We start from the raw sequence: 26,930 nt of genomic DNA, 5'->3' as shown, positions 1-26,930 counted from the left end.
ACGCAATGATGACACCCCTTTTGCAAGTTGCCTTGGGCGGCGCGCTTGGCGCTTCGGCCCGCTATCTGACCGGTACCACGGTGACCCGCCTGCTGGGCCACGGCTTTCCCGCCGGGACCATGGTGGTGAATGTGGTTGGCTCGTTCCTGATGGGCGCATTGGTTGTCATTCTGGCCAAGAAAGGCGGGCAAGCGGCAGCGCCTTTCTTGATGACCGGAGTGCTGGGCGGGTTCACGACCTTCTCGGCCTTTTCCTTGGATGCAGTGACCCTGTTCGAGCGCGGCCAGAGCGCCGCGGCGATTGGCTATATCCTTGGATCCGTTCTGATTTCCATTGCCGCATTGGTGGCGGGTCTCTGGTTGACCCGAATGGTGCTGGCATGAGCGTTCAACGAATTACCCTTGGTCCCGACGAGGCCGAGCAGCGGCTGGACCGCTGGGTCAAGCGCACCTTCCCGCATGTCGGGCAGGGCCGGATCGAAAAGGGCTGCCGCAAGGGCGAGTTCCGCGTGAATGGAGCCAAGGCCAAGACCTCGACCCGCGTAGGGCCGGGGGATGAAGTGCGCATTCCCCCCCTACCCGTACCGGAAGGGGGGCGCCCCGCGCCCAAGCCCAAGTTGCGCGTGTCTGCCGCCGATGCCAAGATGATCCAGTCCTGCGTCATCTATCAAGATGATCACGTGATCGCCCTGAATAAGCCGGCGGGCCTGCCGACGCAGGGTGGCTCGAAACAGCTCAAGCATGTGGATGGTCTGGCCGAGGCGCTGAAATATGACCGCGAGGAAAAACCCCGACTTGTGCACCGGCTGGACAAAGACACGTCCGGCGTATTGCTGCTGGCGCGCACACAGGCTGTGGCCTCGGCCCTGACCGCCGCGATCCGTCACAAGGAAACCCGCAAGATATACTGGGCCGTGGTGGCCGGTGTGCCGACACCCTATCTGGGCGAGATCCGCTATGGGTTGTTTAAAGCCCCCGGTGGCGGGCGCGGTGCGGGTGAAAAGATGATTTGCGTGCATCCCCGCGCGATGCATGAGTTTCCCGACGCCAAACGTGCACACACGCTGTATGCCACGCTTTATCGCGTGGCGAGCCGCGCATCTTGGGTTGCGATGGAGCCGATCACCGGCCGCACCCACCAGCTGCGCGCTCACATGTCCGAGATCGGGCATCCGATCATAGGCGACGGCAAATATGGTGGCTCGTCTCAAGACAATATGGGCGACGGCTGGGGCGCGATGATCGGCGGAGAGATTTCGCGCAAACTGCACCTACACGCCCGCTCGATGACTTTCGAACATCCCGTGACGAAGAAGCCGATCACCGTCACCGCAGACCTGCCGCCCCACATGGCGGACACGTTCGAAACCTTCGGCTGGACGCCTGATCTGGCCGCCGATGACCCGTTCGAGGCGCTCTGAATGACCACCCTGAAGCTTGCCGTGTTTGATGTCGACGGGACTCTGATCGACAGTCAGGATTTCATCGTCGAGGCGATGAACCGTGCTTTCGGTGAAATGGGTGTGGCGCTGCCGACTCGCGCAGAAGTTCTGTCCATCGTTGGTCTATCCCTGCACGACGCCATCGCGCGTTTGGTACCCGATATGTCCGAGCGTGACGTCGATATCGCGGCCCAGCAGTACAAGGACATGTTCATCAAGCTGCGTGCCGAAAAAGGTGGCGAGGCCGCCGCACCGTTGTATCCCGGCGCCCGCGAAGCGTTGGAAGCCCTGCACCCGCGCGACGAGGTGTTGCTGGGCGTAGCCACCGGCAAGGCGCGGCGCGGGTTGGATCACGCCTATGACGCGCATGATCTACGTAAGTTTTTCGTAACGCACCAGACGGCGGACGATCATCCGTCCAAGCCGCATCCGTCGATGTTGCAACGCGCGCTGTCCGAAACCGGAGCCGAGGCGACCAACGCGGTGATGATCGGCGACACGAGCTTTGACATGGACATGGGCAAGGCCGCAGGATTTCGCACCATCGGCGTGACATGGGGTTATCACCCGCGCGAACGTCTGATCGCGGCCGGTGCAGACATTTTGATTGATGCGTTTGCGGATCTGCCCGCAGCGCTGGACGAACTTTGGGGGACAGTATGAGCGGTTGGGCAGCAAAACGGTTCTGGAAAGAAACCTCGGTCGGCGAGGCTGAAGGCGGCTTTCAGGTGCTTCTCGACGGGCGCGCCGTGAAGACGCCCGCCAAGTCGCCTCTGGTCGTTCCGTCGCGCGCCTTGGCAGATGCCATGGCTGCCGAATGGGACGCGCAAGAAGAGGCGGTGAATCCCAACACCATGCCAGTGACGCGCATGTCGAACTCGGCCATTGATAAGGTATCGGTGCAACATGCCGCAGTTGCGGATATGCTAGCCGCCTACGGGGACAGTGATCTTCTGTGCTACCGCGCCACCGAACCGCGCGAGCTTGTCGCCCGTCAGGCCGAGAAATGGGATCCGATTCTTGACTGGGCGGTCGATTCTCTGAATGTGCGCCTGAAACCGGTCGCTGGGGTGATGCACGAGGCGCAGGATGCGCATTCTGTTCAGATATTGACGGATTTGGTGCACGGTCTTTCTCCTTTCCGGTTGACCGCCTTTCACGATCTTGTGTCGATCTCTGGTTCGCTGGTCTTGGCTTTTGCCGTCATTCACGGGCGTTTGGATGCAGATGCAGCATGGCAATTGTCGCGTCTGGACGAGCTTTGGCAGGAGGAATTGTGGGGTAAGGACGACGAAGCGCAGGAAATGGTTGAAAAGAAGGGCAAGGATTTTGCCCTTGCAGCATGGTTCTTCGCTGCAATCGGTGGCGAAACTTAATGCAACCAAAGCGTTAGGTGTGCCTAATATTCTTACTTTCCCCTAGGTTAAGTATCGCGATTCGCGATGTTGCCCTTGACGAAATATGATCAATCCTTTCAAAATCTGACGCAGTTGAAGGGGAAACAACCTTCTGCATCACTCACTGCGGGCGCTAACGCTCGCAAATAAAGCCCTAAAAAATGGGCAAAATCAGGAAGAGGTAAATATGAAGAAATCCGCTTTTCTTGGCGCACTGACTGTTGCCAGCATCGCTGCAAGCGCTGCTGTTGCTCAGGACGCTTCGACAGTTGATCAGATCAAAGAGCGCGGCAAGCTGAACTGTGGCGTGACCACTGGTCTGGTTGGCTTTGCTGCTCCGGATGCAAACGGTCAGTGGAATGGCTTTGACGTGGGCGTATGCCGCGCTGTCGCAGCCGCCGTACTGGGCGATGCAAATGCTGTTGAATTCGTACCGACCACCGGCAAGACCCGCTTCACCGCGCTTGCTTCGGGTGAGATCGATATGCTGGCCCGTAACACCACTTGGACTTTCTCGCGCGATGTCGACCTGAAGTTCGAATTCGTTGGCGTGAACTACTATGACGGCCAAGGCTTCATGGTTGCCAAAGATCTTGGTGCAACCTCGGCGAAGGAACTGGACGGCGCGACCGTTTGTATCCAGACCGGCACCACCACCGAACTGAACTTGGCCGACTTCTTCCGTGCCAACGACATGAGCTATGAGCCGGTTCCGATCGAAACCAACGCAGAAGCTCAGCAGCAGTATCTTGCAGGTGCCTGTGACGTGTACACCACTGACGCTTCGGGTCTGGCCGCCACGCGCGCAACCTTCGAAGATCCGTCGGCGCACGTTCTGCTGCCCGAGATCATCTCGAAAGAGCCGCTGGGCCCGCTGGTCCGTCATGGCGACAACAACTGGGGTGACGTGGTTCGCTGGACTCTGAACGCTCTGGTCTCGGCTGAAGAGCTGGGCGTAACCTCGGCCAACATCGGCGAACTGTCGGCTTCGGCTGGCGACAACCCGGAAATCAACCGCCTGCTGGGTACCGAAGGTAGCCTGGGCGAGATGCTGGGTCTGGACGCCGGATGGGCTAAGCGCGCCATCATGGCGGGGGGCAACTATGGTGAACTGTTTGCCAAGAACATCGGTGAAGACACTCCGATCGCTCTGGCACGTGGCCTGAACGCACAATGGACCGACGGCGGCCTGCTGTACTCGCCGCCCTTCCGTTAAGACACTCATGAAAAGGGCGTGGTTTAACCACGCCCTTTTTCTTTCCATCTGAACGCACCTTGGCACCGCGGCCCAAGCCGCCTTATTCAATAACAAGCCAAGGGCAACGGGGATGTATCACATGACATCTATGACCGACCCTCATCAGGGCCAGTTCCGGCTATCCATGCTGTTGTATGACAGCCGGTATCGCTCGATGACCATTCAGATCATTGCCTTGATTGGCTTTTTGATCCTGGTCTTCTGGCTTATTTCGAACACTGCTCAGAACCTTGCTGACTTGGGCAAACAGCCCAGCTTTGGCTTCATGAGCGAACCCGCAGGCTATGACATCAACCAGCGCCTGTTGGACTATAACTCTCAGGATACGCACCTACGTGCGTCGCTGATGGGGCTTCTTAACACGTTGCTTGTGGCCGCTTTGGGCTGTATCGCGGCGACGATTATTGGGGTTGTCATGGGCGTTCTGCGCCTGTCGCCCAACTGGATCGTATCGCGCCTTGCGGCTGTCTATGTCGAGATGTTCCGCAACGTGCCGGTTCTTCTGTGGATCGTGTTCACAATGGCGATCTTGATCGAGACCCTGCCCGCCCCGAGTGCCTTTAGGAAAGGCGAGGCGGCCATGAAGCTTTGGGACACGGTTGCGGTCACCAATCGTGGGGTCTATATCCCCGAGCCGCTGTTCTCGAACAGCTTGGGAAATATCCACCTGTTTGGCCAATCCAGCCTGCGCTTTGATGTCAGTCTGGACCTTCTGGCCATTGCCTTTGTCTTCTTCGGCGGGCTTTTCATCTCGCGCATCATCAAGCGTCGCGCTGATGCCACGCAGGAAGCCACCGGTGATCGCCCGACCACATGGTACTGGCGTCTTGGCGTCGTGGTCATTCCGACTGCGGTCGTGCTGACCCTTCTGGGCCTGCACTGGGGCTATCCCGAGCTGAAGGGCTTCAACTTTAAGGGCGGGACGCATATGCGGAACTCGCTGATTGCCCTGTGGCTGGCGCTGTCTTTGTACACGGGCGCCTTCATTGCCGAGATCGTCCGCGCGGGCATCATGGCCGTGTCGAAAGGGCAAAGCGAAGCCGCTGGCGCGCTTGGCCTGCGCTCGAACCGGATCATGAGCCTTGTGATCCTGCCGCAAGCGCTGCGGGTCATCATTCCGCCGCTGATCTCGAACTATCTGAACCTGACCAAGAACAGCTCTCTGGCGATTGCCGTGGGCTATATGGACATCACAGGGACGTTGGGGGGCATCACCATGAACCAGACCGGGCGCGAGCTTGAGACGGTTCTGTTGCTGATGGCCGTCTATCTGGTGATCTCGCTGACCATTTCGGGCGTGATGAACTGGTACAACGAATCTGTGAAGCTGAAGGAGCGCTGATATGTCTGATATGTCTTATGTCCGCTCTGAAATGTTGCCCGAGCGCGCGCCACCCGCATCGTCGGTGGGTGTCGTCGGGTGGATGCGGCAAAACCTGTTTAGCGGGATCGTAAACTCGATCTTGACCATCGTGTCGCTGATCCTGATTTACATGGTCCTCGCTGCCATCCTGCCTTGGGTTTTCTCACCCACATGGAACGGCACCTCGCAAAACGATTGTCGTGAAATCGTTGGTAACGGGCATCATGCCGCCTGTTGGGGTGTGATCAACGACCGCTGGCAACAGCTTCTGTTTGGGTTCTACCCGAATGGTAGCGAAGGCGGTGCAGACCAGCGCTGGCGCCCGATTGTGGCCTTTGCGCTGCTGTTCGTGGCCGTGACGCCCGTTCTGTTCAACATGATCTCGCGCCGCATGAACTGGGTACTGCTGCTGGCCGTTCTGGGCCTGACTGGTCTGTACCTTGGTGGTGCCGTAGGCATGATCGTAGGTCTGGTCCTTCTGGGTGCTGCCGGTTTCGTCGGCTTCAAGGCTTTGTCCACTGACAAGGAAGCTCGCGCTGCGGAAATCGAGGCTGGCGCCAAGCGTCTGCCGAATCCGCTGATCTTCTCGGCCATCTATCCGTTCATCGCGCCTTGGCTTTTGTGGGGGGGAACCATCTGGTTGCCCATTGCAGCCGCCCTTGGCTTTGTGATCGGCTATTTCGCATTCGTCTTCGCTTCGAGGGCGTTGGGAAGTCTGATCGGAATCATTGTAGCTGTCGTTGCTGCGATCATCTGGTGGATGGTCCTGACATCGGTCTTTGCCAATGCGGTAGACAGCATCCTGCCGATCGGTCTTGAAGCCGTGGAAAGCCGTAAGTTCGGGGGCTTCATGCTGTCGATCACCATCGGTGTGGTTGCCATTGCCTGTTCGCTGCCCATCGGCATCGTTCTGGCGCTGGGCCGTCAGTCTGACCTGATGATCGTCAAGGCACTCTGCGTGGGCTTTATCGAGTTCATCCGCGGTGTGCCGCTGATCACGCTTCTGTTCGTGGCCTCGACGCTTCTGAACATCTTCATGCCGCCGGGCACGAACTTTGACATCATCCTTCGGGTGCTGATCATGGTGACGCTCTTCGCTTCTGCCTATATGGCCGAAGTGATCCGGGGTGGTCTGGCCGCACTTCCGCGTGGTCAGTATGAAGCCGCAGATGCGCTGGGTCTGGACTATTGGAAAGCGCAGCGTCTGATCATCATGCCGCAGGCTCTGAAGATCTCGATTCCGGGCATCGTGTCGACCTTCATCGGCGTGTTCAAGGACACGACGCTGGTGTCGATCATCGGCCTTCTTGACCCGCTGGGTCTGTCAAATGCCATCCGTGCTGACCAGGCATGGAACGGTCTGGTGTGGGAGCTTTACGGCTTCATCGCCCTTCTGTTCTTTGTCTTCTGTTTCTCGATGTCGCGCTATTCGATGTACTTGGAACGCCGTCTTCACACGGGTCACCGCTAAAGGAGAGACTAAATGTCTTCGATTACTCTCGATCACCAAATTGATCGCAGCAAGATGGCCGTCTCGGACGAGGTGGCTATTGAAATCCGCAACATGAACAAGTGGTACGGCTCGTTCCACGTGCTGCGCGACATTGATCTGACCGTCTATCAAGGCGAGCGGATCGTTATCGCGGGGCCGTCGGGCTCGGGTAAATCCACGCTCATCCGTTGTATCAACCGTCTGGAAGAGCACCAGGAAGGTCAGATCATCGTTGACGGGACCGAGCTGACCTCGGACCTGAAAAACGTCGACAAGGTGCGCTCGGAAGTGGGGATGGTGTTCCAGCACTTCAACCTCTTCCCGCATCTGACCATTCTGGAAAACTGCACGCTGGCGCCCATCTGGGTGCGTAAAGAGCCCCGCAAAGAGGCCGAAGAGCGCGCGATGCATTTCCTTGAGAAGGTGAAGATCCCTGAACAGGCCCACAAGTATCCGGGCATGTTGTCGGGTGGTCAGCAGCAGCGTGTGGCGATTGCCCGTTCGCTGTGCATGATGCCGCGCATCATGCTGTTCGACGAACCGACCTCGGCGCTTGACCCTGAGATGATCAAGGAAGTGCTGGAGACCATGGTGGAACTGGCCGAAGAAGGCATGACCATGCTGTGCGTAACCCACGAGATGGGCTTCGCGAAAGAGGTCGCCAACCGCGTGATCTTCATGGATGCAGGCCAGATTGTGGAACAGAACGAACCGGAAGAGTTCTTCAACAACCCGCAATCGGAACGCACCAAGCTGTTCCTCAGCCAGATCCTCTGATCTTTCTGACACGAAGTTCAAAAGCCCCGCCATCTGGTGGGGCTTTTTTGTTGCCAGTCTGCTAGAACTGGGCCAGAACCCGGCCAAACTGCGACAGATAGGGAACGCACCCATGACTGCCAACAAACGCATCGTCCTTTCCAGCGACCACGCCGCCATCGAGCTGCGCAAGATCATCGCCGACCACATTGCCGCCAAAGGCTATGAACCCGTCGACATCGGGCCGATGACCCCGGAAAGCACCCACTATCCCAAACATGGCGAGGCCGCGGCCCGCAAAGTGGCTTCGGGCGACTGCGCGCTGGGCATCATCCTGTGCGGCACTGGTCAGGGTATCATGATGTCCGCCAACCGCGTGGACGGCATTCGCTGCGGCGTCTGCTCGGAAGCGTTCTCGGCCCGCATGATCCGCGAGCATAACAACGCCAACATGCTGTCCATCGGTGCACGCGTCGCCGGTCAGGATCTGGCCTTGCACATTGTCGACGCCTTCCTTGACGCCGAATTCGAGGGTGGACGTCACGCGACCCGCGTGGACATGATGGAAGCCATCGAAGGCTAATCAGCAGAGGGCAGGGCGCCCATGACCGCAAAACCGATATTCGACATCCGCAAATCTGTTTCCAGACGTAATCTGGAACGGATCATTGTCGTGCCGGTTATCGCGGCCCTATTCCTTGCATTGGGGCTGTGGCTTGTCCCCGATGATGCGGTCTGGGCCCTGTCCTTCGACGCGCTTGATACGTGGGACCTGTGGGGGGTCCTCGGCCTCTTTCTGATCCTCACAGCGCTGTACCATCTGGCGAAACTGATCTTCTTTGCGCGCCGCGCTGCGGGCACGTCGGGGGAATGGCGGTTTCGGCTGACGCAGGAGGATCTGCTTTGGCAGGTGCCCGATCATGCCCATGGCTCTGAGCAGGGGTTTCATGTGCCGCTTACCGCCATCAAGCAGCTAGAACACATCACATACTACCGCTCAGAAGGCCCGAACGACGAGCAGTTTTGGGTGCATTTCCACGATCACCCGTCGATCCAACTGCGCGAGTATACGGGGTATTCGATCCGAGCCATGATGGACAAAATCCATCAGGCGGGCGTCCCGTTCGAGCGGACGTTGCATGGGGATTAACCCCCGGGTCAGGCTGTTCAGATCAGCTCGCGCGGGACGACGAAGTCAACCACACGGCCCGTGCCCCAAGTCACATCCGCCCAGCTTTCCGCATCAAACTCGATCACGGACGTAGCTGCAGTGGGATAGTGGTGGAACTTCTCGTGCGGGTGGGGCTCGGCTGCCAGACGCCGCGCCATATAGGCCGATCCCGGATTGTGGGCGACCATCATCACGGTGTCTGCCGACGTGCCACGCAGTTCAGCCAGCATGGTCTCGGGGTCCGCCAGATAAAGCGCAGATTGATAGCTTGCCTGTGGTACGCCCACCAACCTGTCCGCAATCAACGCCCAAGTCTCGCGCGTGCGCGCGGCGTCCGAACACAGAACTTCGTCCGGTGTACGCCCATGATCCGCCAGCCAACGCCCGATTGCCTTGGCCGAGGCACGCCCGCGCTTGTTTAGCGGGCGGGAATGGTCATCAAGGTTCGCGTCGCTCCAACTGGATTTTGCGTGACGGGTCAGGATCAGAGTCAGGGTCATGTGGGGTTAAACGCTTTCATGTGAAATGCTGATTGCTCGGGCAATCTACCATAGGTTTGACTGAGTGGACATACACGTCGCATCGCGCATCCCTGCGTCATGCAATCCGCCCGATCCACGGCATTCAGGTGGGATTTGCAGGCGGGAACGTCGTAGCCGTCGGCCCCAAGTGCATTCACCGGGCAGGCGGTCAGGCAAGGGGCATCACAGGTCAGGCAGGGTTTGTCGCCCGTATCCGGCAAGTCCAGCAAATACGGAAGACGAACCGCCCCGCGATAGCTGACCCACAGCCCTGCCGTGTCGTGCACCAGCATCCCGACAGGGCTGTCCCACGCCCGGCCAGACGCCCGCGCCCAAGCTTGAAACGGGGGATAGGGTGGCCCGTCAGATGGAAACACCGCCATGCCGCCCCAGCGCTGGGCAAGCGTTCCGATCACGCGCTTGGACCAGCGATCAATCGGATTCGCTGCGCCGTCGCGTGCCTCGGTTGTATCTGAGAAAGCGGGCCAAAATCCTGGCTCATGCGGCCCAAGAAGCAGGATGGTCTCGCCATCCTCGTGCAACATACCAAAGACGTCCAGATGGGCGGCGCGGGCTTCGGCCGTGTGGTTTATTTCCGCCGGAACGGCAGCATCAGGCTCCAACCCAGCTTCATCGGTTTTTCGTCCTGCCATTCCAGTCCTATCACCATGTCGTCATGCCCGTCCTGCGGTTGGGCGGTGTAGGTGCCGAACCACCGATCCCAGATCGACAGGCAAAACCCATAATTGCTGTCCGTCTCGTGGCGATGCACCGAATGATGCACACGATGCATGTCAGGTGTAACAAGAACAAGTCTAATGAAGCGATCCACGGCCAACGGGAGCCGCCAATTGGCGTGGTTGAACATAGCGGATCCGTTCAGCACGACCTCGAACAGGATCACGGCAATTGCTGGCGCACCGATCAGGTAGACCAGCCCGATTTTGATCAGCATAGAGGCGGCGATTTCGACCGGGTGAAACCGTAGCGCAGTCGAGACATCAAAGTCCCGGTCTGCATGGTGGACGCGATGCAGGCGCCACAACGCCGGGACTTTGTGAAACACCAGATGCTGCGTCCAGACTGCGAAGTCGAGGATCAGGAAGGCGGCCAGCACTTCCACCCATGTGGGCAGGGTGATGGCGTTGAACAGTCCCCAACCCTCTCGAGCTGCGTCAATTGCGGCGCCAACGGCCAGCAGCGGCAGAAGAAGGCTTATCAGCCGCAAGGTGACGCTGTCGATGACCACCAGAGACAGATTGGTAAACCAGCGGCCCGAGCGCGGTTGTACGCGTTTACGGCGCGGCGCAAACGTTTCGGCCATCGCAAAGAGAGCAAAGAGCACCAGAAAGCTGCCCAGACGGATCAGTAATTCATATTCCATGCTGGGAATGTAATTGATCTGGCTGAAACTTCAACTCTCGAACGGGTGCGCATTACGCGCGGATCAGCGACCCGGCACCGTGATCGGTGTAAAGCTCCAACAGGCAGGCGTTCGGCGCGCGACCGTCAAGAATAACCACAGCGCGCACACCACCTTCGATGGCGTTCAGCGCGGTTTCAGTCTTGGGGATCATCCCGCCCGCAATCACGCCTGATGCTGTCATGTCGCGAATCTGGTCCGGCGTCAGCTCGGTCAGAACCTCTCCGTCCGCGCCTTTTACGCCTTCCACATCAGTCAGCAGAAGTAGGCGGTCCGCCTTCAGGGCTGCTGCAATCGCGCCCGCCATCGTGTCGCCGTTGATGTTGAAGGTCTCGCCCTTGCGGCCCGCGCCGAGGGGCGCGATGACCGGAATGGCTTCGGCGGCAGCCAAATCGTGCAGCACGGAGACATCCACGTCCGACGGCGTACCAACAAAGCCCAGATCCGGGTTCGTCTGATCGCAGGTCACAAGTTTGGCATCCTTGCCCGACAGGCCCACGGCCTTGCCGCCCTCGGCATTGATGGCCTGCACGATCCGTTTGTTTACGCGGCCCGACAGTACCATCTCGACCACTTCCACGGTGGCCGCATCGGTGACGCGTTTGCCATTCACGAACTCGCTTTTGATCTCGAGCTTATCCAGCATTGCGTTGATCATCGGTCCGCCGCCATGCACGACCACAGGTTTCACGCCCACCTGACGCATCAAAACGATGTCACGTGCAAAGCTGGCCATCTCTTCGTCGTCTCCCATGGCGTTGCCGCCAAACTTGATGACGACAGTCGCGCCGGTATAGCGCTGAAGATAAGGCAGGGCTTGGGACAGGGTGCGGGCGGTGGCGATCCAATCGCGGTTCATGTTCTGGGTCTTCATCTCTGATCCTTCGTTCCAACCCTGTTACGCGCTCGGGCGCGGCCTGCCAAGGGGCATTGCAGCCGCAGCCCCGCCTGCTACTGTGCCGGTGACAAGAGGTGCCCCATGAGTGATGACCGCAAAACCCTGCTTCTGACCGGCGCAAGCCGCGGTATCGGACACGCCACCGTGCGCAAGTTTAACCGTGAAGGCTGGCGCGTGATCACCTGTTCCCGCCAACCGTTCCCCGACGAATGCCCGTGGGGTGGGGGCGCTGAGAACCACGTGCAGCTGGACTTGTCCGATCCCGCCGATACCATCAATGCGGTCGGCATCATTCAGGAACGTCTGAACGGGCGGTTGGATGCGTTGGTGAACAACGCTGGCATTTCACCCAAAGGACCAGAGGGCGAGCGTCTGAACACGCTCAACACCGATTTGATGGATTGGGGCAAGGTGTTCCATGTGAATTTCTTTGCGTCCGTGGTGTTGGCCCGTGGCCTGCGCGAGGAACTGGCTGCGGCGCAGGGCGCTGTGGTAAACGTGACCTCTATTGCAGGCTCTCGTGTCCACCCGTTCGCGGGCGCTGCTTATGCAACCTCGAAGGCAGCGCTTGCTGCACTCACCCGTGAAATGGCGCATGATTTCGGACCAATGGGCGTCCGCGTCAACGCTATCGCCCCGGGCGAGGTCGAGACCGCAATCCTGTCCCCCGGCACTGAGAAGATTGTCGAAAAGCTGCCCATGCAACGTCTTGGTCAGCCCGAGGAAGTCGCCTCGGCGATCTATTTCCTGTGTTCGGATGAAAGCTCGTATATCTCGGGTGCCGAGATCGAGGTGAACGGCGCGCAGCACGTGTGATTTTGGCGCGGCAGCTTCCCCCCGCGGGGCGTGCGACTACGGTCAGTCCAGCCCGGCGATGATTGCCCGCAGGGTCTCGATCCCGTCGCCTTTTTCAGACGAGGTCAGCACCAGTTCCGGATAGGCCGCCGGATGTTTGGACAGCGCTTTGCGCACCTGTGCCAGCACCTTCTCGCGGTCCTTTTCCTTGACCTTGTCAGCCTTGGTCATCACCACTTGGAAGGTCACGGCGGACTTGTCCAGAAGGGTCATGATCTCTTCATCGACCTTCTTCACGCCATGGCGCGAGTCGACCAGAACGAAGGCCCTGCGCAGGTTCTGACGACCCGACAGGTAGTTCTTCAGAAGGCGCTGCCATTTCTCAACGATCTTCAACGGAGCATTCGCATAACCATAGCCCGGCAGGTCGACCAGATACGGACCGCCGGTGGTTGTGAAGAAGTTGATTTCTTGTGTGCGGCCGGGTGTGTTCGACGCGCGGGCCAGCTTGACGCGCCCAGTTAGGGCGTTGATCAGGCTGGATTTCCCGACGTTCGAGCGCCCGGCGAAGCACACCTCAATCCGGTCCGGTGCAGGCAGGCCGTCCATCGCGACGACACCTTTCAGAAAGTCGGTCGCGCCCGCAAACAGCAAGCGGCCTTTTTCCTTCGACGCCTGATCCGGCTCTTCGGCCATTGGAAATGGAAGCATGGTCATTCGATCACCTCGACCTGTTCTTCGCGTACGATCACACCGGGCTTGGTCACCACGGCATAGACGCCGCAATCCTGGTGCCCCCAGTTCTGGTTCAGAACGCCCAACGTATCTGCGTCGCGTTCGCCTGTGCGTGTACTGGCGGTCGTTGCCATGCAGCGCGTGACGTGTTCGCGGACCTCAAATTCTGCCTCGCCGATGCGCAGGCGTTTGCCGATCCATGTGCGTTCCTCCCACGGGTCGAAGCCTTCCAGCAGGACATTTCCACGCCAGCGCGTTGGCGAGATTTCGCGACCTAACTTTTCTTCAACAGCACGGTGAGAGGCGAGGTTGATGAAGGACACGCTTTCATAATCCGTGTCAGTCATCCCGCGTCCTACAGTCACCAGTCGCTCTGGTAGGGCGCGGTTGGTCGGCGACAGCGGTTTGACCCAGTTTAGGAACCTCTCGTGGTCTTCCGCGCGATCTGGATTGATCGTGATGCCGGGCTGTGCGGGATGGGTCAGCGTGATGGTGTTCGTTAGCTCATCGGTGGCAGCCGAAATTGCCATCAGATTAGGAGCCTTGGACCCGCGCGAAAAATTCGTGCAGGGCACCCAGTTTTTCCCATCTTCTAGCTTGGCAGCCTCATGTGCGACGGCCCATTTGCGATCGAAGGGCAAGCAGCGCCCTTCGGTCACGGGAACACGCAGAAGCTCCTCGCGCCCATGTGACTTGATCGGGTGTCGCCAGATACCAGCGACAACCCCCGTCATTTCGCGTCTTTCGGACGTTTCTTGAAGCTTTTCAACACGTTACCCAGAACGTCAGGCTTGTGCCCGTGGCTGCGCATGATTGTGTATTGCTGAATGAACGTGATGGTGTTGTTCGCGATCCAGTAGATCACCAGACCCGAGGCAAACGTACCCAGCATGAACATGAATACCCATGGCATCCAGGCAAAGATCATCGCCTGCGTCGGATCGGTGGGTGCCGGGTTCAGCTTCTGCTGCAGCCACATCGAGATACCCAACAAGATCGGCAGTACACCCAACGAGATGATCGCCAGGAAGCTTTCTGGGCTGGGGGTTGCGTAGGGCAGCAGGCCGAACAGGTTCAGGATCGAGCTGGGATCCGGGGCTGAAAGGTCTTTGATCCAGCCAATCCACTGGGCGTGGCGCAGTTCCAGCGTGACGAAGATCACCTTGTAGAGCGAGAAGAAGATCGGGATTTGCAGAAGGATCGGCAAGCAGCCCGAGGCAGGGTTAACCTTTTCCTTCTTGTAAAGCTCCATCATCTCTTGCTGAACTTTCTGGCGGTCGTCGCCAGCGCGTTCCTTGATTTTCTCCATCTCGGGCTGAAGCTCTTTCATCTTCGCCATCGAGACGTAGGATTTATAGGCCAGCGGGAACAGGACTGCCTTGATGATGATGGTCAGGCCGATGATCGCCCAGCCCATGTTGCCGATCAGCGCATTCAGCCAGTGTAGGACGGCGAAAATCGGCTTGGTCAGGAAGAAGAACCAGCCCCAGTCGATCGAGTCGATGAACTTGTCGATGCCCATGTTCTTTTCGTAGGCGCGGATGGTTTCCCATTCCTTGGCGCCCGCAAAGAAATGCGTCGTTGCGCTGGCGGTTGCGCCAGGGGCTACGTCTTGTGCACGCAGTCGGAACTGAGCCTGATAAATGTCAGCTTTGTCGGCATAGCGTACGACCGAGGTGAAGGGCTGCCCGGGTTCCGGGATCAGCGTTGTCATCCAATAGTGGTCGGTGAAGCCAAGCCAGCCGTTTTCTTCAACCTGCTGAACGTCTGCCAAAGAGGCTTCGCGCTCGTCATAGCTCAGGTCTGCAATGTCTGAATAGTCGCTCTCTTCCAACTCGCCATCTACTTCGCGGATCAGGCCTTCGTGAAGAATGAAAAAGCCTTTCTGATCCTGCGGTTCGCCGTGGCGGGCGATCACCCCATATGGGGCCATTCGCTGTATGGCATCGCTCGTGTTTTCAACAGCCTGTTCGATCGAGAACATGAAGTTTTTATCAACCGAAAGGGTGCGGCGGAAAATCAGACCAGTCGGGCTGTCCCAACGAAGCGTGACGGGGGTCGACGGGGTCAGCTTGCTGCCATTTTCAACAGACCAGATGGTCGTCGGGCCAGGAACATCTTCCAACGCAGTGGTGCCGCCAGGTGTCCAGCCATAGAGGGTGTAGTAGGCCTCTTGTTCACCGGCGGGGCGCAGCAGGGTTACAGTGTCGCTCTCTTTCGACAGCTCGACATGGTATTCTTTCAGCTTCAGATCGTCGATGCGACCGCCCAGAAGCGAGATCGACCCGGCCAGTTCGGGGGTGTCGATGTCAACGCGACCAGCCTCGGCCTGCTGTGTTGCAATATCAGCAGGAGCAGCATCAGCGGGCGCCGTCGCTGCGGGCGCTGTAGCGGCAGCGGTGTCTTGTGCCGTTTGCGCGGCCGGCTCGGCAGGCAGTGGGGGCTCGGCGGGTGGAAACATGATCAACCAGCCGGTGATGACAATAAAGCTGAGAACCGTTGCGAAGATCAGGTTCTTATTCTGGTCGTCCATCGTGCCTACCACTCATAGTTTTCGGTCAGAGTGGTTCAACAGGGCAAGGGCCGAAAGGTCAAGCAGTTTATCCCGATGTGCCATGAATTGCGGGTTTGTAAACGCGTTAGGCGTGCTTTGGGATGTGGTGGATGCGCTCCGAGGTGGATCTTTGGTTCTTGATCCAAAGACAGCTCGCGTCCATCGGCATCGGTTTTGCCACCGCATAGCCCTGAACGTCAGTACAGCCTAGTTCACCCAGTTTGGCGTATTCACCGTGGGTTTCAACCCCTTCAGCCAGCACGCCGATTCCAAGCTGTCGTGCCATCGTCAGAATAGCTGCAACCATATTCTGTTGGTTTGTATCGGTGTCGACATGGGTGACGAAAGAGCGATCAATCTTGATACGGTTCAGGTTGAAACGCCGGATATGCGCGATCGAGGCATGGCCGGTGCCGAAATCATCCAGGTCAATGTTGCACCCCATGCGGGCCAAAGCGTTAATGTTGCGCGCGATCACGTCGTCTTCGCCCTGTGCAATCACGCTTTCCAGGATTTCCAGCGTCAAACGTTCTGGCGAGACGTCAAACCGGTCGAGGTCCCAGCGGATATTCTCGAAAAGTTTGGGGTTGGCCAGTTCTTCTGCAGTCATATTGAGTGACACGGTCGGAACCTCAAGCCCCAACTGATCCCACTTGCAGATACTTGTGAGGCATTCGAACAGCATGACCTCGCTGAGGCGTTCCAGAAGTCCCGCCTGGGTCAGGGCGGGCAGGAAGGCGGCTGGAGCAATCAGGCCCAACTCAGGATGGTTCCAGCGTACAAGAGCTTCCATCCCGGTCAGGCGCCCGGAGCGCAAACAGACCTGCGGTTGGAACCAGGGGATCATCTGACCGGCTTCCAGCGCCTCGGACAACTCGGCTTCGGAATGTTCGGAAGGTGCCGCCCTGGGTGCCATGCCGTTGGAGAAGGCACGGATCGATCCTGGGCCAGCGACCTGCGCGTTCTGCAGGGCGCTCTCGGCTGCTTGCAAGAGTGATTCCCCTGTTGCTTCAGGTGCACGCCGGGGGAGGGCGAAGCCCACGCTGGCTGTCAGGTGCAGACGCGTTTCATCCAGCTCGATCGGGGTCGTTATGGCCGACTGCAATCGCGCGGCGATCTGGAGCACAACCTCGAGATCTGCGCGGGCTGTTCGGTCAATCGCAATCCCGAGCCGTCCACGCCCCAGCGAGCAGATCAGGTCGGTCGCGCGGAGCATCGATCGCAGCGTTTCACCGATCTGAGCCTCGATCTTGTCCTGTGCATCCAATCCATAATGCTCGGCCAGACTCGAGAAGGCGTCAATCTCGATCACCAGGCAGCATTTTTCTTTCATGTCCGGGTCGTGAAAGCCGGCATCCAGCATTTTGGTAAGCCGCCCGCGCAGAGGTAATCCCGTTACCGGATCAGAGGGCCATCTGTCTTTCTGAGACGAACGGGTCAGCGTGCCGCCGAATGCAAAAAGTCCCGGAAATATGATCGCAGAGATCAACAGAGTGCTCTCGCCACCCAGCCAGTAGGCTAAAAGCAACGCCGCAGGTAAAATTGCCGTGAACTGAGGGCTGGTCAGAAAGTTCCGAAGAGCGCTTTTCACATGGGGTGGGCCAGATCTGACAGCCATGACGAATTCCTAGACTAATAACTCCGAACACGGACCGGATTTCCGGGGTGTTAGGGACAAAGTAGGAACATGTGGTCAATCAGGCGTTAACGCCCACAAAAAAACTACCATAAATTGACGGCGTGCTTTCATCCGCTCACGAAGGGTCGCGCAAGAGTCCCACAAAATCAAATAGTTGCGGGTCCAGAAGGTGGCTGGGACGCGTGTTCATCAGCGCCTTAAACATGATCTGACGACGCCCCGGAAAGTTCTTTTCCCACCCGTCGATGATCTTTTTCACCTGCTGACGCTGTAATCCATCCTGCGATCCGCACAGGTCGCAAGGGATGATCGGATAGTTCATCTGAGTCGCAAATTTCTCGCAATCGTCTTCGGCCACATGGGCCAGCGGGCGATAGACGAAAAGGTCGCCTTCCTCGTTCACCAGCTTGGGCGGCATTGTCGCCAGACGCCCGCCGTGGAAGAGGTTCATGAAGAAGGTCTCTAGGATATCGTCGCGATGGTGGCCCAGAACCACGGCCGAGCAGCCCTCTTCGCGGGCAATGCGATAGAGGTTGCCACGACGTAGGCGCGAGCAGAGCGAGCAGAAAGTGCGACCCTGCGGGATTTTATCCATCACGATCGAGTAAGTGTCTTCGTATTCGATGCGGTGCGGAACCTGCATCTCTTCAAGGAATTTCGGCAGGACGGTGGCCGGGAAGCCCGGCTGGCCTTGGTCCAGATTGCAGGCCAGGATCTCGACCGGCAACACGCCGCGCCATTGCAGCTCATAGAGCGCGGCCAGCATGGTGTAGCTATCCTTGCCGCCCGACAGGCAGACCAGCCACTTGGCGCCACGTTCAACCATGCCATACTGGTCCAAGGCTTCGCGTACATTGCGCATGATGCGCTTGCGTAGCTTCTTAAACTCGGTGGTCGAGGGTGCGCCGTGAAACAGCGGGTGAATGTCGTCGAGCTGATCTTTCATGGGCGCGGCATAGGCGAAAACGCCCTTGTGGGCAAGGGTGGGTCTGCGCTGCTCCCTCCGCTGATTACAGCAGGTGTTGGCGCTGCGAAGGGAGGATCACGTCCCGCGACGGCAGATCCAGATCCCGCAAAAGGGACGGGGGCAAATCGTCTAGACGCTCAGGCCTGCGCCGCTTGGCAAACAGGCTGGCGCGGATCACGTGCCAGCGGCCGTAAGCTTCGATCAGATTCAGCAGTTTTGCCTCGAAACGGCGGTTTCGGGCGCGGCGCGGCGGAAGGGTCAATGTGTAGGTCATAGTTGGTCTCCTCAATCGGGTGTGACTGTGTTGTCGGACCTCAAGCCGACTTTAGGTCAAGCACTTTCTGGCCCGCCCCAAAATGCGGGGGCGGACCGTGTGAAGGCGCCGATTACAGTCGCGGTTCGCGGAATGTTGGCGGAGGGTGGCCGGGTGGAAGCCCGGTATCCGGGCGGGTGGGGGCAGTTAGGCGCGCGACACGTCGGTCACGAGGCGTGGGTACCCCAATAGGCCGCAACACAGGTTTGGCGGAGAGCGTAGGTATTCGTCATGTAACGCCTCCTTCTGCTTGAGCTTTGCGGGTGGCGCTTGTTTGGCGCAAACAGATCATAACTCAAGTTTCAAGCGAAGGTTGTGGTGGTCAGTGGCCGCTTGGGCACGATTGTATCAATCGTGGGTGTTGCAATCGTGATCCTTGCCCGGCACCGGGTCATAGCCGCAGGATCCCCACGGATTGCACCGGGCGATCCGTTTGGCCGCAATCCAGCCACCCTTGACGGCACCGTGCTCTTGCAGGGCCTCCAACGCATAGGCGCTGCAGGTGGGCTGATAGCGGCAGTTGAACCCAACCCATGGGCTGAAGATCAGGCGATAGGCTCGGATCGGCAGAGACAGGATGAAGGCAGCGGGGCTCATGATTTCTTTCGCGGGGCGTGGATCTGTTCAATGGCGCGGACAAGGTCCGCTTTTAAATCCATATAGTCACGCGACACGGTTTTTTCAGCGCGACCGATGAGCACATAGTCCCAGCCGGGTTTGCCCAAACCGGGCAGAACCTCGCGCGCGATGGCGCGAAGGCGGCGTTTGGCGCGGTTGCGGACCACGGCATTGCCGACTTTCTTCGAGCAAGTGAACCCGATGCGGGTTTGGTGGGGCAAGGCATTCTCGCCCTCACGCCGTTTGCGGGCCTGTAACAAAAACGCAGGCGCTGGCGCACGGCGGGCGCGGGCGGCGGCCAGAAAATCGCGCCGCTCGGTCAATGTGATCAGCTTGGGATCATCCGCGCAAACGGAAACCGCCGCAGACCCATCGGCCTCGGCGGTCTTCGTTTTGTCAGCTTTGGGCGCAGACATGCCTGCGACCCGAGCGCTTATGCGCTCAGCGACTTCCGGCCACGTACGCGGCGGGCGTTCAGGATCTTGCGACCGGCTTTGGTAGCCATGCGCGAGCGAAAGCCGTGGCGGCGTTTGCGAACCAGGTTCGAAGGTTGGTAAGTGCGTTTCATCGCCCGTCTCCGTTTTTGCCCCCAATCCCGGTGGATTCGGAGCGTGTGTCATTCGAAGCCCGGTCTATAGGGGGCATTCCGTGCCAAGTCAAATGCCTGATGAAATATTTTCGCCCCTTTTGTTACATCCGTACGCGATTTCTTCACCCCTGTTCAAGCAAGCGTGAGGAGGGTGGGCAATCCAGACGATTGCGCTCATGTTGCTGACAACCACCGCGGCATCGTCGCGAACATGCTGCATTGACCGGAAAGATCCATGATGATGACCGAACCCGACTCGAATATGTCGAAGCCCGCGCCAAACGCGCTGCTGCGCCGTTTGCCCTTGATTGCGATCCTCGCCGTAGCCGTGATCGGCGCGGTTACCCTGCGCGACTACCTCAGCTTCGAGACATTGGCGCAGAATCGCGAGGCACTGTTGGCGTTTCGGGATGCCAATTACCTGTTGACCGTGGGCGTGTTCATCGCCGCCTATGTGGTGATTGTCGGCTTCTCGCTGCCCGGCGCGACCATTGCTACCCTGACGGGCGGCTTCCTGTTCGCGACCTTCCCCGGTGTGTTGTTCAACGTCACGGCGGCCACGATCGGCGCGACAGTGATCTTTCTGGCGGCCCGCTGGGGGCTGGGCGAGAAACTGGCCGCCAAGATGGAAGGCAGCGAGGGTGCTGTGAAGAACATCAAGGACGGGATCGACGAAAACCAGTGGTCTGTCCTGTTCCTGATCCGCTTGGTGCCTGCCGTGCCCTTCTTTGTGGCCAACCTGATTCCCGCGCTTGTCGGCGTACCTCTGCACCGCTTTGTCATCTCGACCTTCTTTGGCATTATCCCCGGCGGGCTGGTCTATACATCCGTCGGCGCTGGTTTGGGCGAAGTCTTTGCCCGTGGTGAGACCCCGGATCTGGGCGTCATATTCGAACCCCACATCCTTTTGCCCATGCTGGGTCTGGCCGCACTGGCCGCCCTTCCGATGGTGCTGAAACTTTTCAAGAAGGGCGCCTGACATGGCAGAGCGTATCAAGACGGATGTCTGCATCATCGGTGCAGGCTCGGGCGGGCTGTCGGTGGCGGCTGGGGCTGTGCAGATGGGCGCATCAGTTGTGCTTCTGGAAGGCCATAAGATGGGCGGAGACTGCCTGAACTATGGCTGTGTCCCCTCGAAAGCACTCTTGCACGCAGGCAAGAACGCGATGGGCTGGGATGAGGCGCATGACCACGTGCGCCAGACCATCGCGACCATCGAACCCCACGATTCGGTCGAGCGGTTCGAAGGCTTGGGCGCGCGGGTGATCACCGAATATGGGCAGTTCATTTCGCCGAAAGAGGTGCAGGCGGGCGATTACATCATCGAGGCGCGGCGCTTCGTGATTTCGACCGGCTCGTCGCCCTTCGTGCCGCCGATCCCTGGCATCGAAAACGTACCTTACGAGACGAACGAGACGATCTTTGAGCTGAAGGAGCGTCCAGATCATCTGCTGATCATCGGCGGAGGCCCTATTGGCATGGAAATGGCGCAGGCGCATCGCCGTTTGGGCTGTGAAGTCACGGTGATCGAAGGCATGAAAGCGCTGGGCCGGGACGATCCCGAAATGGCGGCGCATGTGTTGGACGCCTTGCGGACCGAGGGTATCGCCATTGAAGAAGATGCGATGGCCGCTGAGATCCGAGGAAAAGCGGGCGCAATTGAGGTCGAGGCCAAGGATGGCCGCGTCTTCAAAGGCACCCACCTGCTGATGGCCGTAGGGCGCAAACCCAATACCGACAAGCTGAACCTGTCTGCCGCCGGGATCGAACCCACCCGAACGGGCATTAAGGTCGACGCCAGCCTGCGCACCACCAACAAGAAGGTCTATGCCATCGGAGACGTCGCTGGCGGGCTGCAATTCACCCATGTGGCGGGCTACCACGCGGGCGTCATCATCCGCTCGATGCTGTTCGGCCTGCCGTCGAAACAACGCACCGATCACATTCCGTGGGCGACCTATACCGCGCCGGAACTCGCTCAGATCGGCCTGACGGAAGATGAGGCACGCAAGACCCATGGCGCCAAGCTGGAAGTCGCGCGGTTCGACTTTGCCGGAAATGATCGCGCCATCGCGACCCAGCAGGCCAAGGGACTGATCAAGCTGATGATCGTCAAAGGGCGCCCGGTGGGGGTGTCCATCGTCGGCCACGGCGCAGGTGAAATGATCACCCTCTGGGCGCTTGCTATCGCCAACCGTTTGAAAATGGGACAGATCGCAGCGATGGTCGCACCCTATCCCACCATGGCGGAAATCAGCAAGCGGGCGGCGGGGGCCTATTTCTCGCCTCGACTTTTTGATAACCCTACGGTCAAACGGGTGGTAGGTTTCGTGCAGAAATTCATCCCGTAACCCGAACTGACGAGGGCGCGCAGGTGTTCAATACTCTTTCCGGCCGTTTTCTGATCCTGACGACGCTGTTCGTCATGCTGGCCGAGATTTTGATCTTTGTGCCCTCGGTCGCGCGCTTTCGGGCGGACTATCTTCAGGACCGGCTAGAGCGGGCGCAGATCGCGTCCTTGGCGCTGCTCGCCGACGACATGATCGCGCCGGAACTGGAAGCCGAACTTCTGGAAAACGCCGAGGTCTATAACGTCGTTCTGCGCCGCGATGAAATGCGCGAGCTGATGCTGTCTTCAACCCCACCCGGCGCGGTTACCCACGACTATGACCTGCGCGACGCATCCGCGATGACCCTGATCGGGGACGCGATGACGCGTCTGTTCAATCCCGAACCTGAAGTGATCCGCGTCATCGGTGACCCCGTGCGAGAGGGTGGTCTGGTAATCGAGGTTACGATGTGGACGGCCAAATTGCGCGCTGCGATGATCGAATATGGTCTGAATATCCTTCTGCTGTCCGCCGTCATCTCGGTCATTACCGCGCTTTTGCTATTCCTTGCGGTGCAACGCCTGATCGTGCGTCCGATCAAAGGGGTCGTGGGCAACATGAAAGCCTATGCTGCTGACCCCGAGGACGCGCGTCGTATCATCTCGCCCGACACAAACGTGACCGAGTTGCGCGAAGCAGAGGTTACTCTTCGCAGTCTTCAAACCGACCTGACTGGCGCTTTGAAACAGAAAGAGCGCTTGGCGCAGCTGGGTGGTGCTGTCGCCCGGATTAGCCATGATTTGCGCAATGTTCTGACCACGGCACAGCTGTTTGCAGACCGGATGGAAAGCAGTGAAGATCCGATGGTGAAACGGGTGGTGCCGAAGCTTGTGAACTCGATCACCCGCGCAGTCAGTCTGTGTGAAAACACGCTGGCCTTCGGCAAGGCGGAAGAGCCTGCGCCGACCATGAACCGCTTCAATCTGGCCGAGCTGACCGCCGACATTATCGAAAGCGAACGTCTTTCGGCGGGCGAACATGATCTGTCCTTCGCCGAGGATATCCCTGCCGGTCTGACCCTACGCGCCGATCCCGAGCAGCTGTATCGCGTGCTCTCGAACCTCGTGCGCAACGCGCGTCAGGCCATCGTGGCCTCGGGCAAGCCGGGCGAAATTGCGTTGCAGGCAAGTGAGACGGACACGGATTGGCAGATCCGTGTGGTGGATACTGGGCCGGGCTTGCCCAAATCCTCGCGCGACCATCTATTCCAACCCTTTGCGGGCACAAACCGTAAGGGTGGGTCCGGGCTGGGCATGGCGATCTCGGCCGAGTTGGTGCGCGGGCATGGCGGCACGTTGGAACTTGAGCGCACCGATGATACCGGCACGGCCTTCCTGATCACGCTGCCGCGCGATATTGCGGGCTGATCCAGTCTGAGCCAGCGGGGTTAGAGGTCTAGAGCGATCTCTCCATCCGGGTCTTTCGCGCGGCTTTGGCACAGGATCATCGCGCCCTCGCGCTGGGCGTTGGACAGGACGAAATCGCGGTGTTCGACGTCGCCTGACAGCACCCCGCATTTGCACACGCCACAGATCCCGTCCGAGCATTTCACATCCACATGGAACCCAGCCTCGTTCAGCGCATCTGCTGCCGTTTGATCTTCCGAGACCGCGATCCTGCGGCCGTCTTTCAGGCGCAGCGTGAAGGGGTGGTTTTCGTAATCGGGCTGCTCGGGCACGCTGAAATATTCCAGATGCCGCGCGTCCTCGGGGATGCCTTGACGCTCGGCTGCCTGCATCACCGCATCCATGTAGCGATCCGCGCCGCAGGCATAGACATGGGTGCCATCTGGGGCGTCTGAGAACACGACATCGAAATCCGCGCGGGTGCCTTCGTCCGAGAAATGCAGGTGCACGCGGTCCGCCCATGGCATCGCGGCCAAGTCATCCAGATACCCTGCATCTTTCCGACTGCTGGCCGAGTAATGCAGCGCGAAATCCGCGCCGATGGCGTGCAGACGATGTGCGAAGGCGATCATCGGGGTAATGCCGATGCCGCCACCCATCAGGAAGGTCTTGGAGGCATCCTCGACCAGTTCAAAATGGTTGATGGGCTTTGACACAAACACCTTGCGCCCCTCGGTGAAGATCCGGTGCAACAAGGCCGATCCGCCACGCCCCTCGTCTTCGCGCAACACGCCGATCTGATAGGTGCTGCGGTCGGCGGGGTTGCCGGACATCGAATACTGACGCAGGAAATCGGGCGAGACGAGCACATCCAGATGCGCCCCAGCGGTCCATGCAGGCAGCTCGGACCCATCCAACGTGGACAGTTCGTATTTCGTGACGCCGGCGGTCATCTTTTCGACCTTCGACAGGGTCAGCTGAAGCACGGGACTGTCTTGTGGCACGAAATACGTGTGGATCATCGATAGATCCCCACGTGCTTTCCGGTCTCGATATTCCTTGGCCGAGATCATCGCGTCATAGGCCGCAATCCCGGCCTCGCGATCCATCGGGAACGGATAGGGATAGGGCGGCGGGGCCAGCGGCGCGGGATAGGTGGCGAGGGTCTGATCCTCGGGCTTCAGGTCAATCTCGCGCTGGAGGTCGCGGCGGTTCGTGGGCTGCTTGGGTGCGTGGTATCCGCCATCCGGCCCAAGCTCCAAATCCCACCACCATTTCTTGACTTCGTTCAGGCCACCATTGCCGACGGCATCATCGAGCTTCGCCAAGACCGGCGCCGCGCCGGGAAGGTTCGAGGCCGCCCAGCGGAATGGCGTCTGCGCGAACAGCCCCTCAAGGTTCCATGGGCAGGTTTTCATGCAGCGTCCACACATCGCGCCGCCCGGCTGGGTCACGCGATAGGTGGTGCATTTCTGGCTGTCTGATTTCCAGATCTCGTAGCCGTTGAACATCTTCTTCGGCCCGGCCGTAATCGCGCCCGATGGGCACTCCCGCGCGCATTTGTTGCAGCTTTCGCAAAAACGCTGCAAACCGAAATCAATCGGTTTGTCATGGGCCAGAGGCATATCCGTCGTCACCGCGCCAGACTTCAGGCGCGGGCCCAGAAGCGGGTGCAGGATGACTTCGCCAATCCGGCTGATTTCGCCCAATCCGGCGAGAAGCAGCAGCGGTGGCTGCAGCACCGTACCATCCATCACCGTATGGGCCTTGGCCGAGTAACCAAGGTTGCGAATCTGCTGCGCGATGACGCCGCCGATCAGGGAAAACCGCAGATAGGCGCGCATGGATTGGCTGACCGCGATCCAGTCGTCGCCGGACGCGCCCTCCATCGTTTCAAAGCCCTGATCCACGATCATAGAAATGGCGTTGTCGTGGGTCGGCACGATTTCGGCACCGGTGGCGTCGTGGCTATACCAGACCCAGTCCGGGCAGCGGCTGGTGCCAGCGGCGTCGATCCCAAGGAAATAGCTGGCGGCGCGCAGCGCAGCGGCGTTGTTTTCCGCGTCTGTCGGTCGCGCACCCTTCGCCACCGGGCCATCTTGCAACGGGGTGAATACCCCAAGCGCGCGGCGCTGGGCATAGCTGGGGGCGGCCTTGCGCACATACATCCCGCCCGAGGAACTCTCGTGCAGGTGTTTACCCATGTCGCCGAACTGCGCACGGGCGAACATGTCGGACCGTTTCGGCACACGAGCGACGTTTTCTTCGTCGATATAGGATGTGGGCTGGTCGACCCGTTTCAATCGCTCGAAGGGCAGCGGGCCTTGGGCATAGTCGCGACGTGCATAAGGGTCGAGGTTCAGGCCGGATTTGGCGCTGCCCATGCCCAGCTTCCACCGTAGCCCGGTCAGGTTCGGTTGCTCAGTCTCAGGGGCAAGAGGGCGGTCGGGTGTGATGTCGAGATCTGTGGTGACGACGGCGATGCCGAACTGGTTCCCAATCCAAGGCGCGCGCAGTCCATCCGGGGTTGCCCATGCCAGCCCAGCTTGCGTGGCAAGCCGCGACATCCAGACATCGCTGGCAGCCCCCGTATGGGCCTTTGCGTCATACCCCAAAAGTCGCAGATAGTTCGCGATCACGATGGCCGTTTCCGAGGACAACAGACAGGCGCGGTGGTCCTGCGCGTCCGTGATCCAGTCGGCGCCAGGCTCGTCCGCACGGGGCGTACGGTGGTGTTCATAGAGGAAAACAATCGCGTGGGTGTGGCCCGACACGGGGCGAATGCCAGAAGACAGGCTCTCTTTCAACTCGGCCATCAGCGTGTCGATCCCAGCAGCCAGTGTTCGCACCTCGCGCGTGCTAAGGGCGCTGACCAGATCTTGAATGCCCGGGTTTTCGGTTGGGGTGTCTCGCAGAGCGTCAGCGTCCAATCGGGTGATACCAACCATCGACGCATCCGAGAAATAGCCAAAGGCCTTCAGGTGCCGGGCGCGTTCGTCCGGATCATCCGGAATGGACGAGCGAGTTGGATTGACCTCTCCGTCCCGGATCGCGTCCAGCGCGGCCTGATAGGGGGCCATCGCGTTCACAAGGCTTTCCGGCCGATCTGGCCGGTCAAATGACAGATGCGGGTCCGGGGCAACCAGATCCAATCCTGCGGCCGTGTCGCAACGGCTCAGGCGTTCAAGCGGGTAGGGGCCCAGATCCACAGGCCGATTGCGGGTCGAAAACAAGCGCATGTCGGTCGTCCATTCTGCCGGGGAA

28 protein-coding genes are annotated in these 26,930 nt (G+C 59.5%); 14 read left to right on the top strand and 14 right to left on the bottom strand.

The genetic code is table 11. The annotated features are described in order from the left end of the window. Window positions 1–5 precede the first annotated feature (5 nt). The 10 genes from crcB (at window position 6) to G0Q00_RS11555 (ending at window position 8,857) form a co-directional block, all read left to right on the top strand. A complete protein-coding gene (crcB, locus tag G0Q00_RS11600) occupies window positions 6–383 on the top strand; it encodes a fluoride efflux transporter CrcB (protein ID WP_133484920.1) in 378 nt (125 codons plus the stop codon). Beyond that, complete coding sequence (locus G0Q00_RS11595) at window positions 380–1,420, top strand: RluA family pseudouridine synthase (RefSeq protein ID WP_163039492.1); 1,041 nt, start codon at window positions 380–382, stop codon at window positions 1,418–1,420. Before crcB ends, G0Q00_RS11595 begins: the two co-directional genes overlap by 4 nt. Then, window positions 1,421–2,104, top strand: coding sequence for an HAD-IA family hydrolase (locus tag G0Q00_RS11590; protein ID WP_163039490.1), 684 nt, complete (start codon window positions 1,421–1,423; stop codon window positions 2,102–2,104). Then, window positions 2,101–2,817 carry an ATP12 family chaperone protein gene (locus tag G0Q00_RS11585; protein ID WP_163039488.1) on the top strand — a complete coding sequence of 239 codons (717 nt, stop codon included), beginning with the start codon at window positions 2,101–2,103 and terminating at the stop codon, window positions 2,815–2,817. The genes G0Q00_RS11590 and G0Q00_RS11585 overlap by 4 nt, the downstream gene beginning before the upstream one ends. Window positions 2,818–3,025: 208 nt before the next feature. After that, a complete protein-coding gene (locus G0Q00_RS11580; RefSeq protein ID WP_163039486.1) occupies window positions 3,026–4,054 on the top strand; it encodes an amino acid ABC transporter substrate-binding protein in 1,029 nt (342 codons plus the stop codon). 121 nt (window positions 4,055–4,175) lie between these two features. Further along, window positions 4,176–5,438: an amino acid ABC transporter permease gene (locus G0Q00_RS11575; RefSeq protein WP_163039484.1), complete on the top strand. Its 1,263-nt coding sequence runs from the start codon at window positions 4,176–4,178 to the stop codon at window positions 5,436–5,438. 1 nt (window position 5,439) lies between these two features. Continuing rightward, window positions 5,440–6,930, top strand: a complete 1,491-nt coding sequence (locus G0Q00_RS11570; protein ID WP_163039482.1) for an amino acid ABC transporter permease — start codon at window positions 5,440–5,442, stop codon at window positions 6,928–6,930. Between the two features lie 12 nt (window positions 6,931–6,942). After that, window positions 6,943–7,728, top strand: coding sequence for an amino acid ABC transporter ATP-binding protein (locus G0Q00_RS11565; RefSeq protein ID WP_163039480.1), 786 nt, complete (start codon window positions 6,943–6,945; stop codon window positions 7,726–7,728). 112 nt (window positions 7,729–7,840) lie between these two features. After that, window positions 7,841–8,290 carry a ribose 5-phosphate isomerase B gene (gene rpiB, locus G0Q00_RS11560; protein WP_163039478.1) on the top strand — a complete coding sequence of 150 codons (450 nt, stop codon included), beginning with the start codon at window positions 7,841–7,843 and terminating at the stop codon, window positions 8,288–8,290. A gap of 21 nt (window positions 8,291–8,311) precedes the next feature. Continuing rightward, window positions 8,312–8,857, top strand: coding sequence for a hypothetical protein (locus G0Q00_RS11555; RefSeq protein WP_163039476.1), 546 nt, complete (start codon window positions 8,312–8,314; stop codon window positions 8,855–8,857). Window positions 8,858–8,874: 17 nt separating this feature from the next. Here the strand turns inward: G0Q00_RS11555 and G0Q00_RS11550 are convergent, their stop codons facing one another. The 4 genes from G0Q00_RS11550 to argB are packed head-to-tail and all read right to left on the bottom strand — an operon-like array spanning window position 8,875 to window position 11,696. Continuing rightward, window positions 8,875–9,378, bottom strand: a complete 504-nt coding sequence (locus tag G0Q00_RS11550; protein ID WP_163039474.1) for a histidine phosphatase family protein — start codon at window positions 9,376–9,378, stop codon at window positions 8,875–8,877. Beyond that, a complete protein-coding gene (locus G0Q00_RS11545) occupies window positions 9,375–10,052 on the bottom strand; it encodes a ferredoxin (protein ID WP_239058422.1) in 678 nt (225 codons plus the stop codon). The genes G0Q00_RS11550 and G0Q00_RS11545 overlap by 4 nt, the downstream gene beginning before the upstream one ends. After that, the gene (locus G0Q00_RS11540; RefSeq protein ID WP_163039472.1) at window positions 9,989–10,783 is read right to left on the bottom strand and encodes a sterol desaturase family protein; all 795 of its coding nucleotides are present in this window, start codon (window positions 10,781–10,783) and stop codon (window positions 9,989–9,991) included. The genes G0Q00_RS11545 and G0Q00_RS11540 overlap by 64 nt, the downstream gene beginning before the upstream one ends. Before the next feature lie 52 nt (window positions 10,784–10,835). Next, a complete protein-coding gene (gene argB, locus G0Q00_RS11535) occupies window positions 10,836–11,696 on the bottom strand; it encodes an acetylglutamate kinase (RefSeq protein WP_163039469.1) in 861 nt (286 codons plus the stop codon). A gap of 105 nt (window positions 11,697–11,801) precedes the next feature. Here argB and G0Q00_RS11530 point away from each other — a divergent pair, with 105 nt between their 5' ends. Continuing rightward, a complete protein-coding gene (locus tag G0Q00_RS11530; RefSeq protein ID WP_163039467.1) occupies window positions 11,802–12,536 on the top strand; it encodes an SDR family NAD(P)-dependent oxidoreductase in 735 nt (244 codons plus the stop codon). A gap of 42 nt (window positions 12,537–12,578) precedes the next feature. On the opposite strand, the gene yihA is transcribed toward G0Q00_RS11530, so the two are convergent. The 9 genes from yihA to rpmH all read right to left on the bottom strand — a co-directional run bounded on the left by yihA (window position 12,579) and on the right by rpmH (window position 19,909). Next, window positions 12,579–13,232: a ribosome biogenesis GTP-binding protein YihA/YsxC gene (gene yihA, locus G0Q00_RS11525; protein WP_163039465.1), complete on the bottom strand. Its 654-nt coding sequence runs from the start codon at window positions 13,230–13,232 to the stop codon at window positions 12,579–12,581. Continuing rightward, a complete protein-coding gene (locus G0Q00_RS11520) occupies window positions 13,229–13,984 on the bottom strand; it encodes an MOSC domain-containing protein (RefSeq protein ID WP_163039463.1) in 756 nt (251 codons plus the stop codon). The genes yihA and G0Q00_RS11520 overlap by 4 nt, the downstream gene beginning before the upstream one ends. Then, window positions 13,981–15,783 carry a membrane protein insertase YidC gene (gene yidC / locus G0Q00_RS11515; RefSeq protein ID WP_163039461.1) on the bottom strand — a complete coding sequence of 601 codons (1,803 nt, stop codon included), beginning with the start codon at window positions 15,781–15,783 and terminating at the stop codon, window positions 13,981–13,983. The genes G0Q00_RS11520 and yidC overlap by 4 nt, the downstream gene beginning before the upstream one ends. Before the next feature lie 106 nt (window positions 15,784–15,889). Further along, window positions 15,890–17,422: a bifunctional diguanylate cyclase/phosphodiesterase gene (locus G0Q00_RS11510; protein ID WP_163039459.1), complete on the bottom strand. Its 1,533-nt coding sequence runs from the start codon at window positions 17,420–17,422 to the stop codon at window positions 15,890–15,892. 136 nt (window positions 17,423–17,558) lie between these two features. Next, window positions 17,559–18,389, bottom strand: a complete 831-nt coding sequence (ttcA, locus tag G0Q00_RS11505; protein WP_163039457.1) for a tRNA 2-thiocytidine(32) synthetase TtcA — start codon at window positions 18,387–18,389, stop codon at window positions 17,559–17,561. Between the two features lie 64 nt (window positions 18,390–18,453). Next, the gene (locus G0Q00_RS11500; RefSeq protein ID WP_163039455.1) at window positions 18,454–18,684 is read right to left on the bottom strand and encodes a hypothetical protein; all 231 of its coding nucleotides are present in this window, start codon (window positions 18,682–18,684) and stop codon (window positions 18,454–18,456) included. A 387-nt stretch (window positions 18,685–19,071) separates the two neighbouring features. Continuing rightward, the gene (yidD, locus tag G0Q00_RS11495; protein ID WP_163039453.1) at window positions 19,072–19,320 is read right to left on the bottom strand and encodes a membrane protein insertion efficiency factor YidD; all 249 of its coding nucleotides are present in this window, start codon (window positions 19,318–19,320) and stop codon (window positions 19,072–19,074) included. Beyond that, window positions 19,317–19,757 (bottom strand): ribonuclease P protein component, encoded by a 441-nt coding sequence (gene rnpA / locus G0Q00_RS11490; RefSeq protein ID WP_163039451.1) that lies wholly within the window; start codon window positions 19,755–19,757, stop codon window positions 19,317–19,319. The genes yidD and rnpA overlap by 4 nt, the downstream gene beginning before the upstream one ends. A 17-nt stretch (window positions 19,758–19,774) precedes the next feature. After that, window positions 19,775–19,909 (bottom strand): 50S ribosomal protein L34, encoded by a 135-nt coding sequence (rpmH, locus tag G0Q00_RS11485; protein ID WP_133484898.1) that lies wholly within the window; start codon window positions 19,907–19,909, stop codon window positions 19,775–19,777. Window positions 19,910–20,171: 262 nt separating this feature from the next. Between rpmH and G0Q00_RS11480 the strand changes: the two genes are divergently transcribed. The 3 genes from G0Q00_RS11480 to G0Q00_RS11470 are packed head-to-tail and all read left to right on the top strand — an operon-like array spanning window position 20,172 to window position 23,687. Then, the gene (locus G0Q00_RS11480; RefSeq protein ID WP_239058421.1) at window positions 20,172–20,909 is read left to right on the top strand and encodes a TVP38/TMEM64 family protein; all 738 of its coding nucleotides are present in this window, start codon (window positions 20,172–20,174) and stop codon (window positions 20,907–20,909) included. A 1-nt stretch (window position 20,910) separates the two neighbouring features. Further along, on the top strand, window positions 20,911–22,281 hold the full coding sequence (locus G0Q00_RS11475) for an NAD(P)/FAD-dependent oxidoreductase (protein WP_163039449.1): 1,371 nt from the start codon (window positions 20,911–20,913) through the stop codon (window positions 22,279–22,281). Between the two features lie 23 nt (window positions 22,282–22,304). Further along, window positions 22,305–23,687: a HAMP domain-containing sensor histidine kinase gene (locus G0Q00_RS11470; RefSeq protein ID WP_163039447.1), complete on the top strand. Its 1,383-nt coding sequence runs from the start codon at window positions 22,305–22,307 to the stop codon at window positions 23,685–23,687. 20 nt (window positions 23,688–23,707) lie between these two features. Here G0Q00_RS11470 and G0Q00_RS11465 read toward each other — a convergent pair whose 3' ends face one another. Next, window positions 23,708–26,905: a reductive dehalogenase gene (locus G0Q00_RS11465; protein WP_163039444.1), complete on the bottom strand. Its 3,198-nt coding sequence runs from the start codon at window positions 26,903–26,905 to the stop codon at window positions 23,708–23,710. Between the last annotated feature and the right edge of the window lie 25 nt (window positions 26,906–26,930).

Source organism: Aliiroseovarius sp. PrR006 (genome assembly GCF_010500215.1).
Taxonomy (GTDB): Bacteria; Pseudomonadota; Alphaproteobacteria; order Rhodobacterales; family Rhodobacteraceae; genus Aliiroseovarius.
This window is presented reverse-complemented; position numbering and strand designations above follow the sequence as displayed.